Consider the following 22,516-nt stretch of genomic DNA (forward strand, 5'->3'; position numbering starts at 1 on the left):
TTATATTTTTCCAACTTCGTTCCGTGGATGAGATGCTTTAGTCTGGAGCACCTACACTATCAAATCCCTCTGCGTAACTTATTATTTCTTTTAAATTTGACAGGTTATAGTAATTATTTTTCTGCATTTCTTCTTTTAGCTGAGTCCACTTAATTTTACTTCTGGAGTCATCTTCAAAATAAGCGCCTAAAATATTCCATCTAGGATCCCAACCATCCTGATGCCTATGGTTTTTTTTGAACAAAAAATCATACGTGTTAGCCAGATAAGCTATCATTTTAATTTTTTCTTTTTCCGAATAATTATTATATTCTTCAGTTTCTAATAACTTAGAAGAAAACTCCATTAAACCAAACAGATCGTGAGGATTTGAACTTTTTTGATAAACAGCAGCTATATTCTGTAATATTCCATTTCTCACCTCTAATTCTTTATCACAATTTTTAGCAAAAACAAGCTCCCCAATTTTATACATATCCTTCGATTGAATATATTCATTGATAAGCATTTCATTAAACTTAGGCTCACTGTCATAACCAAAATTTTTAACCAGTAACTTTATAAAGTTTTTATCATGAGTTACCAACCAAATGATATATGTTTTGTTATCATTGAACAAGTACATATTTCTGGCAATGATTCTTTGGATATTTACTTTTCTTTGTTCTTTTAAATTTGCAACATCTTTCCAATGTGGAATTTCAACGTCTACTTGTGAACTTGATTTCCTAATAATTTTGCTAGACTCAATATTATTCAATGTGGGATATTCTTTTTGATAATCAAGAATTTCGGGGAGATAATAAAAGTCAGTGAAAAGTTTTCTTTGTTTATCAATATACCCACCTTCATAATCTACGCTATTATTACTATAGGTAACAAAGTTTCTATCACATCTATCAAAATAATTTACATATAAAAACGGATTACCTGAATTAGGGTCTACTATTCTTCCAAAAATATTTTTAATTTTATTACTAAATTCGTTATCAGATAATTCTTTAAAACCATTAGATAATAATATTTTTTTTGCAGTTTCAGCAGATGCTTCAAGCTCTTCTATCCCAAACTGAATTTTAGCTAATTCAGCTCCCGCCTCATCAATTGATTTACCTGCACCTTCCTGCAACTGTTTCTTTAGAACCTTTTGTATTATAGTATCATCATTCATACTTATTGGTTTTTGACGATTGCCTAAACTTTGCTTTTTTTCTTGGCAGCCAAAACTGCTCATTATTAATAAGGAATATATTGTTAATCTAATTTTACTTTTTATATTCATAGAAATTATATTTTATTATCTGGAACTTTCTTTAGAATTTTCAGCACTAACATCATACTTTGGAAATTCTTTATCTTTTTCAGATATTGTATATTTTTTAGGTTTGGTAATAGCAACGATCGATTTACTCTCTTTATCAACAGAACCAAGTATTATTTTTTGATGTCCTGCTGTTTTTTCTCCATTCCCTTGATTTCCTCCCAAATATACATATCTTGTACCATCTAAATTTTCACCAGCAATTAATGCCACATGTGAATAATCAAAAACTATTAAAGCTCCAACAAAAGCATTACAATCTTCTCCATTTTCCCATGTACTTCCCTTCCAGCCAAAGGCAGCTGCACTTTTAGGAGTATTAATCCTTTGATAATCCTGAGTCTGATCAAAACACCAAGCTAAAAATGCACCACACCACGGATTTGTATAATCGTAACCTAATCCAGCAGCAGAAGAGACATCAAAGTATTCTGTGATTTTTTCTTTTAAAGGGCTATCAATTTCTCTTAATCCTTTATATTTTTCATATTCTTTCCATGCAGCTTGAAACCATGGAGCATTTCCCACCAAGTTCAATCCTGTCCCTTTACCACATTCTACAACTCTAAATACCGCTTTCATAGAATCACCTGCTTTAACTTCCCATTTATCTAGCTTACCTCCACGATACCAAATTTTTCTGTGTAGTCTTGAAGGTGTAAGTTTATTCAAGATATCAACTACAGAATCAACTACAACATCATCCGATAATTTGCCTGTATCATCCGCTTTCAAATACATAGAGTCCTTATACCAATCTGCCATCCCAGTTATTGCTGCTTCCTTAGGGGTATAGTCCCTATCTACTCCGTCAGAAATCATCACTCCAGAGTCTTTAGCTTTTTCATCTATTTTTTTCTGAATTTCTTTGTAATTACCCTTTCCTGTTATTTGTAACAATCCTCTACCTCTAAAATTCCAGGTATCATCAACAGATTCATTTCCAAGTCTTCCTCCATATGCTATTTCTGCAATTTTCTTTTCATTAGATTTATATCCGTTTTTTGAACTTCTACCATATTCATACGCCAGATCATTAGGTGGGCTTTGCTTACCCAGTTCAGGATTTGCTCTAAAATTTTTAAAATGTTTTGGTAGATCTTCGGCTGCATAATCCAAACTTTCACCATGGAGACCTCCTTTTAAACTCGTTCCTGCTTCTTGTAATGACTGTGCGAAAAAATGAGCTTTTCTTGCGCAAGTATTTAATTCGAAAATATTTCTGTATTTATTTAAAGTTAACGCTAACTCTTGTAAATCGTCATTCTCAGCATTTTTATATACTCTTTTGAGAATATCAACTGTAATTTCAGCTTTACATCGTGGACAGCCATTTTCTCCTTCTTTCTTCACCTCCGCCATCTCCACCACCACAGGCATCACATCATTATCAATAGCCTCAGGTGTTTCTTTCTGAGAAACCTTCAGACAACCGCTTTCATAAAAAATATACTGTTTCCTTAACTCCAGCATTTCTTCTTTTGTAAAAGGAGTTCCGTCTTTTTTATAAGCTTTGATTCCCAGCTTTTCCATATCTTCCGTTCTAACCAGATCGGCAGGAAGTGTATTATTAATCGTAAACTGGCTTTTTTCTATTTTCCATACCTTTTTTTTAGGATCTGCAGGATCTTGCACTTGCCGGGAAACCTGTGCTATATAATAATCAAAATTCTTTGGTGGATTTTTCCATTCTTCTTTTGCCGTGAAAGAAACTTCGAGCAAGCCGTCTTTTCCTGTCTTTTCTTCGTTGTAGCTTTGTTTGCTTTCGTGGGTATAGGTTATATGGTCTTTTTCGTTTAACCCTTCTTTAGGAATTTCTTTCAAAACGTCAATTTTCAGAACTTCTTCAGTCATATTGACGGTGTGCACCCAAAGTTTATGGGTTTTACCATAGAAAGTCTGCTCCCGCTGGATATCTTTACCATTTTCTGTGGAGAACATAATGGAGACAATTTTCTGTTCGGAAGTCATCACCAGTTCTTCATTGAAATCCAGAACTTCCAGATAAGTTGTAGTGGCATCTACCACTACAGGACGTGTTCCCTGAATGGTAATATTCCCTGGAAGCACAATATCTGCAGATGAATTCGCCTGAAGTTCTACGGTAAATACCAGACGGTAAGACGGGTTGGGATTTTCTGTTGTTTTGGGTATAGCTGCCAGCAATTTTTTCTTGTAATCGTCATTGATGGTAATAAGAAAAGACGCTTTGCCCTCACTGTTAAGGGTGACGGTTTTTTCTTCCAGCATATATTTGTCTTTCTCTTTATAGAAATCATCGCCTTCTCCTTTTACCCAGACTTTTACTTTTAAAGCCTGGTTCTGAAGACCATCAATTTCAAGAAATCCATAGGCTTCTTCTCCAAACCCTGTTTCGGTACGTTTTACTCCGGTTCCATATGCCCAAAGTGCTCTTTTTACGGTTGGTTCCGAAACTTTTACTTTAGCTTCTATTTTCTTGCCATCCGTATAATCTCCTGTTAAATAAGCGGAAATCGTATATTCTCCGAGATCATTGAATGTAATGGTTCCGTCTCCGTTATTGGTGACTTTATCCGGTACTTCTATTTTTATGGCCTCATTTCCAGCCAGTGTAGCAATTCTTGCTGTTGCTGTATATTTTATCTTGGTTCCTTTCGGAATATTCGTGGCGGGAACGGTGAATTTATCAATTACATTTTGAATCACCTCAAAATTAAAACAGTCTGATCCTGAAAATCCGGGTTGTTTTCCTTCTCCAACCGGGCTGGCATAAGCTTCCAGCACATATTTTCCGAAATACTGATTACTGGCCAGCTTTGCATCATTATAAAGCAATTCAGCAACTCTTTTACTGATGACACTAGTCCTGAAGGAAGGTGAATTTTCAAATAAGGCCACTCTTCCAATTCCTTCTTTTTTAAGATACCAATATACAGATGTCCCGGAAGGTATATAATTAACGTTGAACTTAGAGGCCTGAACTTTGATAGTATCACTGAATCTTACTAAACCCGGTTCTCCTTTCACTCCCATTACCCCGAGGCTGTTTTCTATTTTAACTTCTATAGACTGGGGTTTTGGATCTGTGGGATCTGTAAATGCTTCTACAGTATATTTTCCTTCATTTTTAAAAGTTAGAAATATACGATCACCAATCCCAGTTACATCCACAAGGTGTGGAGAAGAGACTTCTGAATAACTGCTATAGAGTACTGTCGTTCCTTGTTTTACAGTCCATTGAACGCTATTCACAGGCATAAAGAAACCTCTGTTCAGTATTTTCGCCTGGTCGGTCGCACTGCTGAGTTTACGTTCAATAGATACGGGCAAAGGGATTTTAATTAAGGTTGAAGATCCTGGACTGACAATCTTCTTAACAAAGTCCTGAACGACCTCTACATTAATAGAGCATTTAGCATCACCAGCTTTTTTGCCATAAGCTTCGAGCCTGTATTTCCCTTCTGCAAGACCATCAAATATTTTACTCATAGATTGGCTGAAATTGCTTCCCAATCCAATAAATGTTTTTACTTTATCTTTGGTTCCTTCTCCTTTGAAAAGAGCCCAGATGATTTTTTTCTCATCACCTTTAAATTGGGCTTTCAAATCCAGATTATCACCGCCAAAAGGATTTGCAATGGGAAATAACGGTCCGTTCATCCCTTTGATATAATAATAGTTTCCGACAGGCTTATCTTCCGGTATCGGCCTTATCATTGAGATTGATGACACTGCAATGCTCGCTTCAGACGCAGCAGATGAAGGCCATTGTGGTGAAGTATTGGCTACGGAAAATTCATCTGCTTCTTTGACTTCAATCTGGGAAACGTTATTGGCCTGCCCGGTAGTTGCAAAAGCAATCGTTCCGGGAACGCCATATCCAGGGCAATTTCCGGTAGAAGCATCCAACAGTATTTTCATACTCTTGTTGAATTCTACGTTTTCATAATAGTCTTTATATTTGATACTGCATTTGCCTTTGCATGGGTAAGTTTTCCCATCTGAACCTTTACAGTTTCCAAATCCATTGCCACCACCGAAGCTGTCGGCTTTATCATCAAGGTAAGTTGCTACAGGTTTATTCTGTGCAAAGTATTTGTTTTTGCCTAATTTTTTTTTCTGGCTTTTCACTTCCATCGGAACAGCGGTTCCATTGGAATTATTGGTTACAGAACTGCTGCAGTACGCAGTGGCTCCTTCTATAATGATGTATCCTTTATCCGCCATGTCATTTGTTCATAAAGATTAAGTCATTGTGATCGTTTCCCGGTATACTGTTTTTTCTCCATCTGACAATATAAAGTCAGCTTTCTTTTTGGAATACTGTTTTTTACGGGAGTTGTATTCCATTTCTATACTTAATTTTACCTGATACTGTCCCGCGTAATACAGGTATTTCTTATCTAATTCTTCCTGTATGGTGTCCGGAACTTTGATTTCGGAAGTAAAAAAGGCATTAAAACCATATTCTCTCTGTTCTGCATTGATGACTCCGGGACATTCTATATCACCAATTCCTTTGATATTCCATATGATAGACTCATGGTTTTCTCCTCCGTTATCTACATAATAAGGGGCGAATAACAGCAGATTCCAGAAGGGTTCTTTCAGTTTATTTTTATAAAAAACAGCTTCATCTTCAAGCGCAGACAGATATTGGTTTCTGAAGACCTCAGCATTCTGGTATTTTTCCTGAAGCACTGCCGTTTTGAGTTTCCAGTTTTCTATATTTTTTTGATGGCCTGCAGCTCCTAGAAAGCTTCCTTTTTCATCCACTTTTATTTCCAGTGGATAAGAGCTCTGCTCCAGGATATACAGGATTTCCATAAATTTATTTTCAGATGGAAAAGAGGAATCATCTACCTTATCTATCAGCCAGTATTTTGTATGATCTTCATTCTCTTTCTCCTGCAGTGTAATTCTAAAAGATGAATAAAACCCTTTTGCTTCTCCAAATTGTATTTCAAGCGCATTCTCCACGTGATAATCATGGGTTCCTAAGGCATATTTCTGAAAAGGTTTTACTCTTGTTTCTACCATATTGGTTGGTTATTGTCTATTATTTAAAAGTCGTTCCACTCCTGGTGCAGCTCGCTGATTTTATTAATCATTACACTTATTATCCATCCGGAGGCCACACCAATCGACAGATATATCAATGTTTTCAAACTAAAAACCGAATGGAAAATAAATCCAATCTTCATATGGTCACTCAATGATGCTGAATCAGTATGATCAACTATTGAATCCCATGTTGAGAATAATATTCCTATAAATCCTCCTGCAGTTATTATTTTTTTCTTCATTTTGGAATAAAATATTTCTTCATTAATTTTCAATATAACCTGAGTTGTATTACTATCATTATTTTCTTTTTCTAAAAATCACAATACTTATAAAAGATAAAAAAACAACTATTAAAAGGGAATATATCACTGTTGTAAAAATTCTGTGTCATATTGTGTCGCGTCATGATTTCCATCTCCATTAAGCGAATCATACCTTAAAAAGGAATAAATAATATATGCTCTTGCCAAAAAGGAAGTTCAAGAAATATTATAATTCCGATAGCTATCTTAGATCTTTTATCAATTATCATTGCTTACTAATTATCTGAAATAAAATGTATGAAAAGATAAATTTCATTATACTATTTAAAATCACACTAATGAATATGTGCTTATAGGTTAATAAATCTATTTTAGTCCAATCTGTTTCGATATTATTTGACCATTCAACCTGTTACTTTTTCATAAAAGAGTAAACATATTCTTTACCATCCAGACACTCATAAAATATCTGATATTTATAATAATTTTGATGCAGGCGAATACTATCTAATCTTCTCTTTATAGAAAAAGCATTACTTCTATAAAATAAGGTATCAGAGGTACAAGGAACCTTATTTACAATAATTTTATAAACGGTTGTATCTTTAGGTTGATCAACATTATATTTAGGTTCTCTTAATACCTCTTTTGCATGATTTTCTATTTTTATTTTTTCTAAAAGTACTTTTTCAGATGAACTTAAAGTTCCTTCTTTAGGTGTTGTAAGCCAAAATACAATGAGAAAACCATATCTGTAAATGATCAGACACAGTACTGCAATAATTCCTATTATTAAATATTTCTTCATTAATTTTCTGTATAATATTTTTTTGTTTTTTCATCATAAAAGTAAAATTTAGAATTTTTATATACTCTTGAAAAAGGTGTTGGGCTTTTTACTTTTAAGGCATTAAAATTCTTTTGTAATACTGTAGTAGATGTTCCTCCATATCCCATTCCGCTACCAGGTGTTGTGTATGTTTTATTTTCCTGATTTACAAATTGAAACTCTATCAGCTCAAGATCTTCAAACCATCCCCATACAAAAGCTTCGTCTTTTGTATACATATGTCCGAATTCATCCCCTTTTGGATTCTTTGAAATACCGCTGAATTTCACACCTCTTATTGTAGAGGAATCATTAGCATTTTTATACATAAGCACAGGATCCCAGTCAATATCTATCTGGTAAGTTATTTGTGGAAATGTAACACTAAAACCTGAGGTATCTGCCGGGGACAGATGAACAACTTTTTCAATATTGAGCTTTTGGTTTTTAAATACACTCAGAACCCCTTCTGCAAAAGCTCCTCCCATACTATGTGACACCACCATTATACGACGTTCTTCTTTGAATAATTCCTGATAAAATTTTGATGCCTGATTTTTAAGCCTGGCTTCTGCAAACGATTTACCTTGTTTATACCGATCTCCTCCCGATGAAAATTTTGTGCCGGCTCCGTTAATAAAATATTCTTTTGTGGATCTAAAATACTTCTTAGCGCTGCTTTTAAGCCCAATACCCCAATATTGTTCTCCCCATTCACTTCCAGCATAAGGCATTTTTTTATTCCAATATCCACAAATATAAATAATGATTGGATCCAAAATTTTGAATGAAACTTCTGCTCTTACCTTTTCATCTGGTGCTTTAAAGAAAGCATACACTCTTAATTTGGATATTTTCCTATCCTTAGGAACAATATAGGATATCTTCTCCTCACCTGTTACCTGAGAAGCATTAGCTAAAGGGGTATCATCATACTGGATAGCCCACTTAAGACCTTTCAATTCTGATTTCGTAGGAGTTCTGCTATACTGTATTGCTTTAAAGTAATATTTAACTTCTTTTTTTATAATCTTAACTTCTTTTGTACATTCTATATCTTCATAACATTTCACAGCCTTTACAAGTAATGACTGAGTTTCACTTTTCGCCTGATATTCATCAAATTTCTTTCCTCCTTTTTTCCCATAAAAGGTGTTTTCCTGAGGGGATTTAAAATCCAATGTCCCCTTGGAAGCATCTTTCATAATATGTTCTGCTTCCTTGTAGGACTTTCCAAAGACATTTCTTACGATATTTCCACCTTCGCCCGCCATATTACTGCATTTTTACCTGTTTACCGCTATTGATAAGCACTTCTTTGGCACTTTCTACATTGATGGCATCTTTTGTACTGATGTAAGAGCCGGCTTCCATATTTTCTGTAATATTTTTAGCTGTAGATTTTCTGCCAGCTTCAGCCGTTTCAATGATATTGCTTGCTGTCAGATTATAATCATCATTGGCGGTTTCCGTGATATCTTCTCCAGCCATAATATTGACATTTCTCTGCGCTGAGGCAATAATATTTTTACCCGCATTGATCTGTACATTTTCTCCGGCTGTGAAGGTTATATTTTTGGGAGCATTAACTATTATATTCCCTTTTCCGTCCATTAAATAAGTATTTCCACTTGGATCTTCTATGAAAATACTTCCTTCCTGATCATTAAAAATCACTTTATTGCCACTCCTTGTCTGAATAGATTTAAGATGGTTATTGATACTTCCTCCCAATGCCACCTGCCCATGGAACATTCCTCCCATTGCAAACGGAAAATCCGGGTGGTGGTATTCAAAGCCTACCATTACCTGGTCTCCCACTTCGGGTACTGCTACAAAGCCTCTGTTTTGAGTAATAACATCTGTACCGCCTGCATCCGGGCTCATCATTCTGATAAAATGGGTAGTATCGGGATTTTTCTGCCAGTCAAATCTCACCTGTATTCTTCCCTGATTAAGTGGGTCCGTATTGGAAATAACGGTAGCTACCTGTGGTTCAGCTTTAGGATGTATGAAATCCGGTTTCGGCATAAAGCCTGTACCTTCTGCAATAGCTTCAAAACTTCCCGTATAATACCCTCGGGCGTTTACTTCATGGGATACTTCGGTAATCGTAAGTTTTGTAAAATAAGAAGTCTGACTGGTATCCGGTTTCCTCATTTCAATATCAGCAAGACAACCTGGATATAAAAACGGAACGGTTGTATTTCCTGAAACAGTAAATACTTCTACGGCAGCACTTCCGGCAGCGCTTTTCTGAGAATCGCTCACATCCACAAACATATTGGCATTGATAGGCGCCGGAGAAAGTGAATGGGTTTTAAAAATATTATTATTCAGTTCATAAGCCTTGGACGGAATTTCTCCCAAATGTCTGATATTATTTTCAGAGCCTTCCATTTTTGTGTGGCTGCTGCTGTTATATCCAAAAAACCGGGGATTGGTATGGACAGCGTTCAGCTCCACCTGAACGTCTGTTGCATTGCTTCCATATACAAGCCTGATCGGTTTTTCTGAAGGGGGAAGCTTTCCGAAATGAAGGACTTCACCATCATAATAAAATTGTTCTCCGTAGGCTTCTGCAGTTCTTGCAAGATAATTATAATGGGTTTCGTTATATTGTGCACTATAATTAATATAGCTTTTATTTTGAGTATCTACTCTGAAATCAAACTTCTCAGATCCCAGTGCTTCTTTACATATTTTATTGGCAATGATTCCGGTATTAACAGCCTGATCCCCTCCAAAACTTTGAGTATGGGGAGCGGCATCCATAAGAATGGTAGGGCTCTGACCTCTCAGTACAATATTTCCCAGACTCATTTTTTCCTGGCTGAATGCCGCTTTAGTGATGACCCCCACAAAAGTTCTTTCAGGGCTTTCACTTTCATAATCTTTGTATTTAAAGACAATCGTAATCCTCTTTCCCAAAAACTGACGTGCTTGTTCCAGGGTATGGTTTTGGGCTTCTCCAAGAGAATCATGGGCTAGAATAAGTTCAAAATTGTGATGTCTTCTGGCACTTTGCTGTAAGCGGAAATGCTTGAAGTGTTTGATAATTTTGCCTTCAATCACAATATCCAGCTTTACCACACGGTTGATTCCGGGAATATGATTCTCAGAAATCTTATCAGAATTCGAGGCATTTTTATTCATAGTGATTAGGTGTTTTTTTCAGAACATTTTTTTAAATAAACAGTCGTTCTATAAGGTTAAAAAAGGCAGAACAGCATCCCTTGGACCGGGTGTACTATTCTGCCTGATATTTAAATTCTGAGTAGGCTTAAGAAGGCCATGCTCCGAAATAAGAAGAATTCCCCAGATCTATCTGTTCTGCACTTATTATAAAACTGATGTACATACTGTTCTCATCTACAGCATCGAAATCTACCTCATGCTGGATTACATAACCGTTGTTCCACTTCAGTGTTGTTAAAGTTCCTTCTTCGTGAGATTTATTGAAAGTAATCTCTCCTACAGTAGGCTTGTACTTTCCATTCAATAAACTTTCCAGAATATCTGATTTTTCAGTAGCTTCTACCGTGATTTTGATAAGAGCATTGGAAGGATCTGATGCTACACGTCCCGATACATCTGTAGATCTTGATACGCTGTAGTTAAGCTTTAATAACTTTTGCCCTTCACCGTTGTTGAATTTTAAAATTCCTCTTGAATTTTTTTCTGCCATGATTTGTAAATTTTAATGGTTAATATTTTTATGATTTTGTTTTTCTATATCACCAAATATAGATGTAATTACAGAACGTAAATGAAATTTATTATTAAATTTAAAAAAGTGTAGTAATTCTACGACTAACACTTGTTAGGTTTATTACATACTACAAATCAAGCGCTTGCAATTTATTTCAATTGCAAATTTTGTTATTTTACTGCTTGTTTAAGATCTTTTAAAACGGGAAAATAATTTTTATAATTTATCAGATCAAAGTAATTTTTCTATCATTAATAGAGTGTGACAGCAGTTTTTAGGACAGAAAATGAGTTTCAGTACTGAAAATACAATTATAGAAAGGCGTTAAAAATAATATTTTGAAAAAAATAAAAAAAATAAAAGCTACCAAATTACTGATGAACAAAGTATTGAAACTAAAAACAACTGACATCAGAAGGTTTCATCAAAAAAATAAAACAAAATACTTGCGTGGTATTATAAAATATTATACTTTTGCATCACTTTAAAACAACGAAGTAATAAACGAAAACATAAATGGTTTCTTAGCTCAGTTGGTAGAGCAATGGATTGAAAATCCATGTGTCCCTGGTTCGATTCCTGGAGAAACCACTTAAAACCTCTAATTCATTTTAGAGGTTTTTTTGTTGTTATATTACATGCCCCTTACCGATAAGAATCAAAAAATAACGTAAAGATTAGTATTTAGGTTAAAATTTTAAGAAAGCTTAGATAGGAATCAACTTCATTGATTCTTTCTAGGTATGTATTTCTATGCAGTTTTATTACTTGTTCAGCCAATTCAGGCACTCGGTAATCTGCATTTTACTGATAAAAATTTCGGCATTTACTTCCGGTTCTGGAGAAAGCCTAAGTTCTACTTTTTGACTGGAATGCTTGATAATTTCAGAAACAGCTTCTTTATTAATGATAAACTTACGGTTTATTTTAAAGAAAATCTCAGGATTCAGCTTCTGAATAATATCTTTAATGGTATCATCAAAAATATAGGTCTGATGATCTTTTGTGGTAAGGAAAAGGTATTTCCCGGAGGCAAAAAAATAAGCCGTGTTATGCTCGTCTATTGATTTGAGTTTATTTCCTTCTCTCACCATAAAACGTTTCATCACCTCATCTTCTGTCTGGCGCAGTGAGGAAATTGATTTGAGCACCGGTTCGGGATCAAAATTGTTTCTTATGGAAATAAATTTCTGTAAAGCTTTATGCAAATCCTCTTGTTCGAAAGGTTTCAGAAGGTAATCAATGGTAAAATGCCTGAAGACTCTCATGGCATATTCATCAAATGCAGTAATGAAAATAATAGGGGTAAAAAGCTCTACCTGCTCGAAAATTTCAAGGCTCATCCCATCACCAAGATGAATATCCATAAAGATAAGATCTGCCGAATCTTTCTCAAAAAAATCAATTGCCTGCTTTTTGGAACGAAGAATAACAGTCTCTGTAACAGGGACAATGCTCTGTGTATCCAAAAGATTTTTCAGATAATTCACAGCCAGCAGCTCATCTTCTATAATGGCAATTTTCATAACGGTGCAAAAGTACAAAAAAACCGCTAGAACGATTAAGTTCAAGCGGTTTCATCTGTATTGAATTTGATATGAAGTTCTATAGATTAGGGTTATTCTTCTTCGCACTCATTGGATATTCAATGGTATATCGCGGATCATTCTGCTGAAGAATATACTCTTTACCACTGATGGTGTGGCTAATTTTTTTCTGATTTGCTCTTCTTAAGTCGAACCATCTTTGTCCTTCCAAAGCAAATTCTCTGAATCTTTCATCCAGGATAAAGTTCATAAATGCTGCAGAATCCATTGAATTCACTGCATTTTGTACTGAAGTATATCCATCCGGAGTGTATCTGTTTTTTAATACTTTCAGAAGGGTTTCTTTAGCTTCATTAAGTTTATTCAACTTTAATAATGCTTCAGATTTTATAAAGTACTGCTCTGCTGTTCTGAAAGAAACTTTGAACTCTAAGCTTCCTCCTTTAATAACTTTATACTTACTTCCATTTTTCTCAAAATACATGCCAAACCTCTTGTCTGTAATATTATTGTATGAAGAAATCAATTCCGGTGCTGCAAAAGATAAATTCTTTATAGAGTTATCCCATGTATTATCCAAAGCCATGATAGATTCCGGAGAAGCATAATGGTTTGGGGGGGTATTTACCGTGTTTAAATTGCTCAAATCTCCTTTTACCACCAGTACCTGATCTGCATAGTTTAAAGCTTTATTCCAGTCTCCTTCATATAGAGCTGCTCTTGCTTCAAAAGCCAGCAATGCTATTTTTGAGAATCTGTAGTTGACTCCTATTGCCTGCTTCTGTTCTATCATCAGATCTTCTGCTTTCTTAAGGTCTGCATGAACCTGATTGTATACTTCCTGTACTGAAGATGGTTTCAAAACCTGTTCCAGATCAATTTCAAGACTAATTGGAACTCCTCTGTCTGTAGAAGCTGTTGCACTGTTGTAGGGTTTTCCATATAGATTCACCATATCGAAATACAGGTAAGCACGAAGAGCATATGCTTCTGCTAAAATCTGATTCTTCTCCGGAGAATCCTGCATTGTTTTGCTTCCTTCATTGATGATCTGATTCAGATAGAAGTTTACGGAATAAAAGCTTAACCAGGGAAGCTCCGCAGAGTTAGAGTCATAGTTCGAATCTTTCCACATCGCAATTTCACGATAAGAAATAAAATCTACTCCATTATCATCAATACTGGTCTCATCGGTACGAAGGGCTACCAGCGACTTGTGAACGGGATATTTTGAATAGGCAGATGTAAGTACTTTCCGGTAATCTTCAGTGGTAACAGGAATGATTTTTCCTTCAGGCTGAATATCTAAAAATCTATCACATCCGATATTGATAAAGCTGATTGCTGTAAGCGCTATGATTGCTGTAATTTTTCTCATTTTTCTCAAGTTTTAAAAAGAAACATTAAATCCTACGGTCACCGACTTGGTGATAGGCTGTGCATAAATATTACCATACGTTTCCGGATCAAAATATCCTTTATATCCGTTACTGAATACAAACAGGTTACGCCCTTCAACGCTTAGTCTCAAACTACTGATTCCCATAGGATTTGTAAATTCTTTCGGAAGTGTATAGCCTAAACGGATGCTGCTGATTCTGATATAGCTGATCTCTTTTGCCCATATATCAAGCAGATTGTATGCGCTTGAGCGGTTTCCGGCAAACCATTTATTCGCCATCCATCCGTCCGGATTAGCATCCATATCAGGACTTGTAATTCCCGGAAGCGAACCCCCTGCTTCATAGATATCTCTTGTATAATTTCTTCCTCTGTCCAGCTCCATTCCGCGGTAAGAAGGTGTTCTCATTACGGTTTGCTTCAGATTGAATGTTGCCGAGATTGTAAGATCAAAATTACTTACCTTAAATGTGTTGATAATCCCTCCGGTAAACTTCGGATCTCTGTCTCCCACATAAGTAAACAGGCTTCTAAGTTCAGCGTTTGAGAGTTTCGTATCTACAAGCTGCCCTGGAAGGAAATCTGCATATACATCATACAATTTAAAGAATTCTGCTGCGGAAATCTTTTGATCCCCTTTCCAGAACAATGGATTTCCGTGTTCATCCATTCCTGCAGTTTTCAAAGCAAAAACCGCATTCACAGGCAGACCTTCTCTTGAAGGAAGGAAAGCATTCTCACGGGGCTGCTCGCTCAATACTCTACTCTTGTTGTGAGCAAAGTTGATGGTAGTCGTCCATTTGAAATTATCATGATTGATGTTTCTGGTAGACAATGCCAGTTCAAAACCTTTGTTGGTCAAACTTCCCCAGTTCATCATTGTATATTCAAAACCTGTTTCAAGGGGAGTTTCTCTCATACTGATCATATCCGTTCCTTTTCTGCTATAGACATCAGCGGTAAGGCTTACACGGTTATTGAACAATCCTAAGTCTAGTCCTAAGTTGGTATTGGTTGTTTTCTCCCATCTCAGTTTATCGTTCGGAGGACTGATAACATTGATAACTCCTTCTTTTACACCTGGAAGAATCGTTGTATCATTATATTCCCCGATAAAGAATGGCGATGTATTTCTGTCAATATTTCCCTGAAGACCATAAGAGGCTCTCAGTCTAAGGTTAGATACCGCAGAAATATTTTTCATAAAATCTTCCTTCGTTACCAGCCATGATCCTGAAACTGCCCATATCGGAAGATATTTATACTTTTTATTCACCCCAAAAAGGTTGGTTCCGTCATATCTCACACTTCCGAAGAATGTATATTTCTGATCATAAGTATAAGATGCTGTAGCAAACATAGAAGCATATGCATTCTCTATAGGAGCTGCTTCACGATACGTTTCATATCTTTTATCTGCTGCAAAACCTGAATTCGGGAAAACAATTGCCGTAGCTCTTCTGGTCTTTGGATCGTACCCAAAGGCTCTGGTAACGGTAGTATTATCCTCTGTTTTACGGATTTCAGTTCCAGCCATCAAATCAATTTCATGTTTTGAATTGATCTTCGTGCTATACGCCGCCTGCAATTTCCAGTTGTACTGGAAGAAATCATTATCCCAGTTTTGTTTCACAGCACCAGCCGGTAGAAAATAATTGTATTTACCGTCTTTGTAATAACGGGTATTTTCTTTCATTTTTCTGGTGAAATACGTATTCTCTGCAGCAAATTTTTCTGTTTTATTGGTATCATACTGGATCCCTAACTGAGAGGTAAATTTTAAACTTTTTGAAGCTTTATATTCTAAATCTAAAATCGCTTTCAAAGAGTTATTTTTCAGCGAATAGTTTGTATTTTCTCTTTCTTCAAGGAAATTGAAAGGAATATAGCGGTCCTCAAAACCATCCATATCTTTATCATAATTGTAGCTTCCGTCTGCATTGAAAGGTTTCAGATAAGGATTGGCATTTCTTGAATAATTAACAGGGTTTATTGAAGCATCAGCATCCGTTACAAAAGATTCACGTTCACTTTGCGTTCCGAAAATAGAGATTCCTGCATTTAACTTATCGCTTAATTTATAGTTGTTTTTTAAAGTCAGGTTATAACGTTTAAAACCTGTCCCGATAGTTGTTCCTTCTTCATCATAATATCCCAGGGAGAAATAATAATCTGCACGATCGCTTCCTCCGGAAACACTTAATCCATATTGTTTGTTGATAGCATTTCTGTACAACAGTTTGCCCCAGTCTGTGTTATTGTTTCTTAAACCGTTGATTTGCTGTCGTGTGAATGAATTCAGCGCATCAAAACCTCCGTTTCTGAAAGCATCAAGCTGACTATTCTGAGTCAGAATTCTCATTACTTCTCCTTTATCAGTACGGTAAGTAAGATCGGTACGCTTGGCAAGCATCAGTTCCAGATCTACTTTTTCAGAAGCATTCAGAAGATTCAGTTTATCAAAATCAGGTCGTGATGTCACGAAAGTATCTGCTGAGAAGTTCAGTCTAAGACTCCCCTTTTTTCCTTTTTTCGTGGTAATGGAGATTACTCCATTTGCTGCTCTTGCTCCATAAATGGCTGTTGCAGCTGCATCTTTAAGAATGGTAATATCTTCAATATCATTAGGGTTGAGCCCTGCAATAGAGAAGTTCTGAAGCTGGTCAATATTATCTTTATCTGTAAAGTTCGGAACATCATTTCCTTCTAACGGAAGACCGTCGATTACCCATAGCGGATCCTGAGGACCGGAAAGAGAAGCTGTACCTCTGATTCTGATCTTTGCCGGGCTTCCCGGAGCCCCTGTTTCAGGAGTTACTGCCACACCGGCAATCTGACCTGCCAACATTTGGTCTACACTGGCAACACCAGCCTGGCTGATGTTGTCCATTTTTACTGTAGAAACTGCTGAGGTCTGCTTACGTTTTTCAATTTTCTGATATCCAGTGATGATTACTTCCTGGATTTTATTTTTGTCTGTAACTTCAGAAGTTAGTCTTATTGTATAGTTGGTCTGTCCTTCATTCAACTGAATTACCCGGGATTCATAACCTGGATAGCTTACTGATACAGATTTGGTATCTGCAGGAATTTCTAATATAAATTTCCCGTCCTTATCGGCTACTGTACCTACAGATACACTTTCGATAATTCCTTCCAATTCTGTTTTTGTTGAAACAGATTGCGTCTCTATTTTTATAGATGCACCGGCAATTATATGAGAAGTATTTCCGTCTTCTATTTTCCCGGTGATGGTTTTCTTTTGCTGGGCCATTGCTATATTAGCAGCCAAAAGAGGTAAAAGTATTAGAGTTTTTTTCATTGCCGTTTATTTGTTTAAAGCCTCTTGTATACGAATGATTAAATCTGTGTAATGTGCTCTGGAAGCATCATCACCTCTGTATCTTGTCCTGTTTAGTAAGTCCAGAACCTTCTGAAGTTCCGCTCTCTTGTACGTAGTGACTTCAGATACTCTTTTCATGGATGAATAATTGATATTCCTCAAACCGTGATCATCTTCATGGAAATTACAGATGGTTGGAATATTCAGGGTATCGTCAACTTTCAATCCTTTCACTGCTGTTTTCTCAAATAACTTGTTCACAGAGACAATCAAGGCATCCACATAGTTTTTCTGAGTCATTTTTTCAAGCATTGTAAGGCTTCCTTTTTTACTGAAAATAGGAGTTCTTACCTGATCAAATAATTTCTCAACAGTATAGATCTCTTCTTTTGAACCTGACATCTGATGCTTCAGCTCATTTTCAAGCAACCTCAATAATCGGTCATCCATAAACAGGGAATAGATATTTGCATACTGCATTCCTCTCGCCATGGTATATGGTGTCTGCTCAAATGGTCCCATTGGTGAATCTTTAACCGGATACGTTTTTTCTGTAATCGGATTGAAGAATAACCATTCCGGAAGGTTGATTGCATTTTTAACAAGATAATCAACAGCTCTTGTCTGTATTTCAACAGGAACTGCTTCGTAAGCTTTCTTCTTGTTGCCAAAAACAGTATTGTTCAGATAAATTCCTCCCACATTCGCCATCACATGACCTGTGTACAGATCCCATTGTCCGATAGCTCCCATATACAGTTTTCCAGCATCCGTATATTCCTTACCATCTTCATAGGTCCATTTCAAAAGGTTGTTGAGAACTACTTTCAGGTTTTTCATTCCGTACTCACTGGCTTTCATGGCATCATCTCCTAAATCTTCAGACTGTGAGCGTGGATCAATAGTTTCCAGGTAGCTCTGCTGCTCGCCATAGAAATACATCGGGTCATCCTCATGTTTTTCAATTAAATTTCTCAGCGCTTTTTTCTCAACAAATTCATCCGGATACCAACGGTAACCCCAGTCTATAGCATATTTGTCATAAAGACCAATTTTCGGAGTGATGGCTGTAACCCCATCTTCCGGCTGTGCTACGTAGTTGTAACGTGCATAATCCATAATGGAAGGTGCTGTACCACCCATTTTGTCTGTAAATTCTTTGGAACGAAGCGACTCTACAGGGAATGCAAAGGATGCTCCCATATTGTGCTTCAGTCCGAAAGTGTGTCCAACTTCATGAGATGAAACAAAACGAATCGCTTCCCCCATGTGCTCATCACTGAATTTATTTCCTCTTGCTTTCGGGTCGATAGGCCCTGTCTGAATTCTCATCCAGTCATGAAGAGAAGTCATGACATTATGCCACCAGATGATATCTGCTTCGATAATTTCACCACTTCTCGGGTCTACTACAGAGGGTCCCATTGCATTTGACTTTGGCGAAGCGGCGTAAGTAATCACAGAATATCTTACATCATCAATATCAAAATCTTCATCTTTTTCGTCCGGCATTTTCGCAATCACTGCATTTTTGAATCCTGCCTGCTCAAACGCCGCCTGCCAGTCATGTACTCCGGCAATGATTTTTTCACGCCATTGTTTTGGTGTTGCCGGATCGATATAATAAACAATCGGTTTCTTAGGCTCTACCAGCTCACCTCTTAAGTATTTTTCTTTATCCTCGTCCTTCGGTTCAAGATTCCATTTGGTAATGAAGAATTTTTCATCCATTTTCTGCTGATTGTCATTAAACGACCAGTGCTTTTCGGAGAAAAATCCTACTCTTGAATCTGCGACTCTCGGTTTCATCGGTATTTTAGAAAGCAGTACCAGATTTGTAGTAACACCAAGGGTTACCGGAAGATCTACCCCACCTTCATTTACAGAAGTAGACAATTGAGACTTCACCACAAGGTTCCTGGGGAAAGTTTTCACTCCTTCTATATAAGAAAGGCTTGATTTCACAGATCCTCCCAATCCTACATTGGCCAGAACATCATTGAAGCTCTTCTGATTTCCATCAAAAACTTTATTGACTTTAATGGCTACTGCTGTAGAATCGCTATTTTGTGCTTCAATATCAAAGACTTCAATCACAGATTCCGAAAAGTTGTCTTTCACCGATTTTGTAATCGCATCATTTTTTGGGGATGATACTTTAGGCACCACCGTTTTTACCCATACTTTTTTAGCTACGGGATCACGATGGAAAGAAATGACCTTATTTTCATAATTCATTCCTTTGTTCAAACCTGCCTCATTCACCTGCATTGGTACCTGAGAAAGTTTGTTCACCACCAAAAACTGACGTCCCATCAGACTGTCAGGAATTTCAAAATAAATATCCGTTTTTACCTGTATCGTATTAAAAAGTCCTTTTTTATAAGTCCCTTTTTTGATCAGATCTTCAATTTTCTTTGTTTTCTTTGATGAGGAAGTCTCTGTCTTATCAGTTTTGTCTTTGTTGACCTTTACTGTATCTTTTTTCTGTGCTATTGCCATTGGTGAGGCCATAGCAAGACCTAAATACAGTGCCAGCCTGTAATTCTTCATTAAAATAGTCCGATTCATTCCAAATAGTAAATATCTTAGTTTCAGCCAGCAAAGCTATAGGTATCGTGAATCATATATATAATATTAGGGAGTGAATGGTGATTTTTCGGGAGTGAATGGATTTTTATTTTCACTTCATTAATGGTAAAAAACATATGAAATATTCACCATCTACAGAAATATGAAGAAGATTATTCTTAAAATACTCATAAACTTGATTCAAATAATCAATTCCGAATTTTTCTCCCTGCACTGGTTCAGTTTTTGGCTGCCAGGTGTTCTTCACAGTAATCCCATTTTCGTCAATAATAATGATAATTTCCAAAGGCTGATCTATGGTCGCAATATTGTGTTTGATTGCATTCTCAGTAACAATCTGCAGTGATAAATACGGAATGCGCTTTTCCAGACTTGCAGAATCATTAATAATCAGTTCAAAACTCATTTCTTCATCAAACCTGCTTTTCAGGAGTTCCATATACTGCTGTATAAATTTTACTTCCTGCAAAACCGGAACTATATTCTCCTTCGGAGGTACTATAAGATACCTATAAATCTTGGAGAGATTCATGGTAAACTTCTGCGCATTTTCTTTATTGATCCCAATCAGCATGTAAAGGGAATTCAAAGAATTGAAGAGAAAATGTGGATTGATGTTATTCTTAAGTTGCTGCAGCTGGTTGATCACTTCTGCTTTGTGCATCTTTTCGTTCTCTACTAACAATAAATTCTTTTCAGACTGTATTTTTTCTTTTTCCTGATAAGCCAGATTGGTCGCCCTCTGGAATAAGATAAAAACCGTTACAATAAGAAACAGAGCTGCCAGAAAAATATACACAGTATAGGTTTTTATCTTGCTTATATTTTCATCAATGATGAAATTAACATGGTTCACAACCGTATATCCGTCAAAATTGTCTGTTTTTAATGGTTTTATGAAGCGGGTTACTTCAACTCCAAGATATTCCGAGACCGCTGTTCCTTTGGTATATCCTGCTTCAGAGCTGCCAGACAACGTATCTTTAGCCTTAATATCTGTAAAATCAAAAATATTCTTTCCGATGTATTTTTTCTCCGGATGGGTAATACAAATTCCTTCTTTGGTAAAGACATACGCATACGTATTAGAACTTTTATCTACATTGATAAAGTACTGATGGAGATCATCCAGGCTTACAGTAGAACCATAATACAATTTGTTTTTATCAGGCAGCATCAGGGAATCATAACTCACCCAATACATACTGTCTTTTTTAGTTATCAAAAGATCCCTGAAATGTCCGGACCCGTTGTTTTTTAAAACAATAGCTTTCTCTTTATGATCTGTATTTTTGAAGATATCGGATAACGGATTATTACTTTCTGTTTTTCCGGAAGCAGTATTTTCATAATAATACCAGCTGTAAGGCAGCAGATTTCTTTTTTTGTTTAAATCATTTAAAACCAAAGAATAATCTTTATAATTCTTCAGACCGTCTTTCTGAATCAATGCGCGAAGCAGATACTGATAGTCCTCAATATTTCTGAATTCATGTTCCACAGATTCATATTTACGGAAGAAGGTTTTCTTTGCAAAATCATCAGTGTTTTTACGGCTGTCTTCAGTAATTAAAAGGCTCAGAACAGCAAATGCTGCCACTGCAATCAAGCAGGCAGATAGAGCGGTGATGTAAATGTATTTTTGGGATAAGGTGTGTTTAAAATTAATACTCAAGTCTCTCTGAATTGTTGTTCTCCTACATATAAATTATTCGTTTGCAAAGATATAACAAAGATTCCAGTACCATAAAGTGAATTATTTTTATATTTAAAACCATCGATAAACAAGCCTATTTTTTGAACCAAAACATATATTATTAACTATATGTAATAAAAAAACCACCAAAAATATGACAGTTTCAATATGTTCAGATTATCGTTCTTCTACAACTTTTTTAATAATTCTTCAGTATTCAGTATCGTGGCAAATTCTTCACTCAGATTGGCCAATGCCATGAGATGAACCAGTTCTGCTTCATATTTTTCTCCGTGTATCCCTACTCTGTCAAAAGCTGCTGTAGCATCAGAAATCACGTAGGTTTCAAATCCAAAGTTTCCAGCCATTCTTGCCGTAGTTGAAACACAATGATTGGTCGTAATTCCCAGAATCACCAGAGTATCTATTTTTTGAAGATCTAATTTTTCTTTTAAATCAGTTCCAATAAAAGCGCTGTTCACATTTTTTGTAATAATAGGTTCATTATTTTGAGGTAAAACATTTTCATTAAATTCAAATCCCGGATCAGATTCATGCAGTTTTGAATTAATGTCTGTTGAGCTATGTCGGATGTGAAATATAGGCAAATTCAAGCTTCTCCATTTTTGCAGTATTTTTCCGCTTAATTTTTCTGCTTCCTTATTATTTCTGTTTCCTCCCCAATAGTTTTCATCAAGAAATCCTTTTTGAATATCAATAAGAAGCAATGCCGATTTTTTGTTTTGTAATTTCATCTGTTTTT

Annotated in this window: 14 protein-coding genes and 1 tRNA gene; 1 reads left to right on the top strand and 14 read right to left on the bottom strand. The window is 36.0% G+C overall.

Going from position 1 to position 22,516, the window contains the following annotated elements:
* Positions 1 to 37: 37 nt before the first annotated feature.
* From ACTJIP_RS02945 to tssD, 8 genes are all read right to left on the bottom strand, one after another.
* On the bottom strand, positions 38 to 1,282 hold the full coding sequence (locus ACTJIP_RS02945) for a hypothetical protein (protein ID WP_440704096.1): 1,245 nt from the start codon (positions 1,280 to 1,282) through the stop codon (positions 38 to 40).
* Between the two features lie 15 nt (positions 1,283 to 1,297).
* Positions 1,298 to 5,530 (bottom strand): hypothetical protein, encoded by a 4,233-nt coding sequence (locus ACTJIP_RS02950; protein WP_440704097.1) that lies wholly within the window; start codon positions 5,528 to 5,530, stop codon positions 1,298 to 1,300.
* Between the two features lie 18 nt (positions 5,531 to 5,548).
* Complete coding sequence (locus tag ACTJIP_RS02955) at positions 5,549 to 6,343, bottom strand: hypothetical protein (protein ID WP_440704098.1); 795 nt, start codon at positions 6,341 to 6,343, stop codon at positions 5,549 to 5,551.
* Between the two features lie 23 nt (positions 6,344 to 6,366).
* Positions 6,367 to 6,609, bottom strand: a complete 243-nt coding sequence (locus tag ACTJIP_RS02960) for a hypothetical protein (protein ID WP_077418303.1) — start codon at positions 6,607 to 6,609, stop codon at positions 6,367 to 6,369.
* Between the two features lie 436 nt (positions 6,610 to 7,045).
* Complete coding sequence (locus ACTJIP_RS02965) at positions 7,046 to 7,441, bottom strand: hypothetical protein (protein ID WP_440704099.1); 396 nt, start codon at positions 7,439 to 7,441, stop codon at positions 7,046 to 7,048.
* Entirely contained in the window at positions 7,441 to 8,736 is a 1,296-nt protein-coding gene (locus ACTJIP_RS02970) for a hypothetical protein (protein WP_180564343.1), read from the bottom strand. Before ACTJIP_RS02970 ends, ACTJIP_RS02965 begins: the two co-directional genes overlap by 1 nt.
* Before the next feature lies 1 nt (position 8,737).
* A complete protein-coding gene (locus ACTJIP_RS02975; RefSeq protein WP_077418296.1) occupies positions 8,738 to 10,618 on the bottom strand; it encodes a type VI secretion system Vgr family protein in 1,881 nt (626 codons plus the stop codon).
* 127 nt (positions 10,619 to 10,745) lie between these two features.
* Complete coding sequence (tssD, locus tag ACTJIP_RS02980) at positions 10,746 to 11,150, bottom strand: type VI secretion system tube protein TssD (RefSeq protein WP_077418293.1); 405 nt, start codon at positions 11,148 to 11,150, stop codon at positions 10,746 to 10,748.
* 542 nt (positions 11,151 to 11,692) lie between these two features.
* Between tssD and ACTJIP_RS02985 the strand changes: the two genes are divergently transcribed.
* A tRNA-Phe gene (locus tag ACTJIP_RS02985) sits at positions 11,693 to 11,765 on the top strand.
* A gap of 173 nt (positions 11,766 to 11,938) precedes the next feature.
* On the opposite strand, the gene ACTJIP_RS02990 is transcribed toward ACTJIP_RS02985, so the two are convergent.
* From ACTJIP_RS02990 to ACTJIP_RS03015, 6 genes are all read right to left on the bottom strand, one after another.
* Positions 11,939 to 12,700, bottom strand: coding sequence for a LytR/AlgR family response regulator transcription factor (locus tag ACTJIP_RS02990; RefSeq protein ID WP_077418290.1), 762 nt, complete (start codon positions 12,698 to 12,700; stop codon positions 11,939 to 11,941).
* A gap of 79 nt (positions 12,701 to 12,779) precedes the next feature.
* Positions 12,780 to 14,099 carry a RagB/SusD family nutrient uptake outer membrane protein gene (locus ACTJIP_RS02995; RefSeq protein WP_180564344.1) on the bottom strand — a complete coding sequence of 440 codons (1,320 nt, stop codon included), beginning with the start codon at positions 14,097 to 14,099 and terminating at the stop codon, positions 12,780 to 12,782.
* 12 nt (positions 14,100 to 14,111) lie between these two features.
* Positions 14,112 to 17,444 (bottom strand): SusC/RagA family TonB-linked outer membrane protein, encoded by a 3,333-nt coding sequence (locus ACTJIP_RS03000; RefSeq protein WP_440704100.1) that lies wholly within the window; start codon positions 17,442 to 17,444, stop codon positions 14,112 to 14,114.
* Between the two features lie 6 nt (positions 17,445 to 17,450).
* Entirely contained in the window at positions 17,451 to 20,036 is a 2,586-nt protein-coding gene (locus tag ACTJIP_RS03005) for a zinc-dependent metalloprotease (protein WP_440704101.1), read from the bottom strand.
* A 112-nt stretch (positions 20,037 to 20,148) separates the two neighbouring features.
* A complete protein-coding gene (locus ACTJIP_RS03010; RefSeq protein ID WP_077418279.1) occupies positions 20,149 to 21,732 on the bottom strand; it encodes a histidine kinase in 1,584 nt (527 codons plus the stop codon).
* A gap of 209 nt (positions 21,733 to 21,941) precedes the next feature.
* Entirely contained in the window at positions 21,942 to 22,508 is a 567-nt protein-coding gene (locus ACTJIP_RS03015) for a cysteine hydrolase family protein (RefSeq protein WP_077418276.1), read from the bottom strand.
* Positions 22,509 to 22,516 lie beyond the last annotated feature (8 nt).

Origin of the sequence: Chryseobacterium sp. 22543 (assembly GCF_052044565.1) — a bacterium.
Taxonomy (GTDB): Bacteria; Bacteroidota; Bacteroidia; order Flavobacteriales; family Weeksellaceae; genus Chryseobacterium.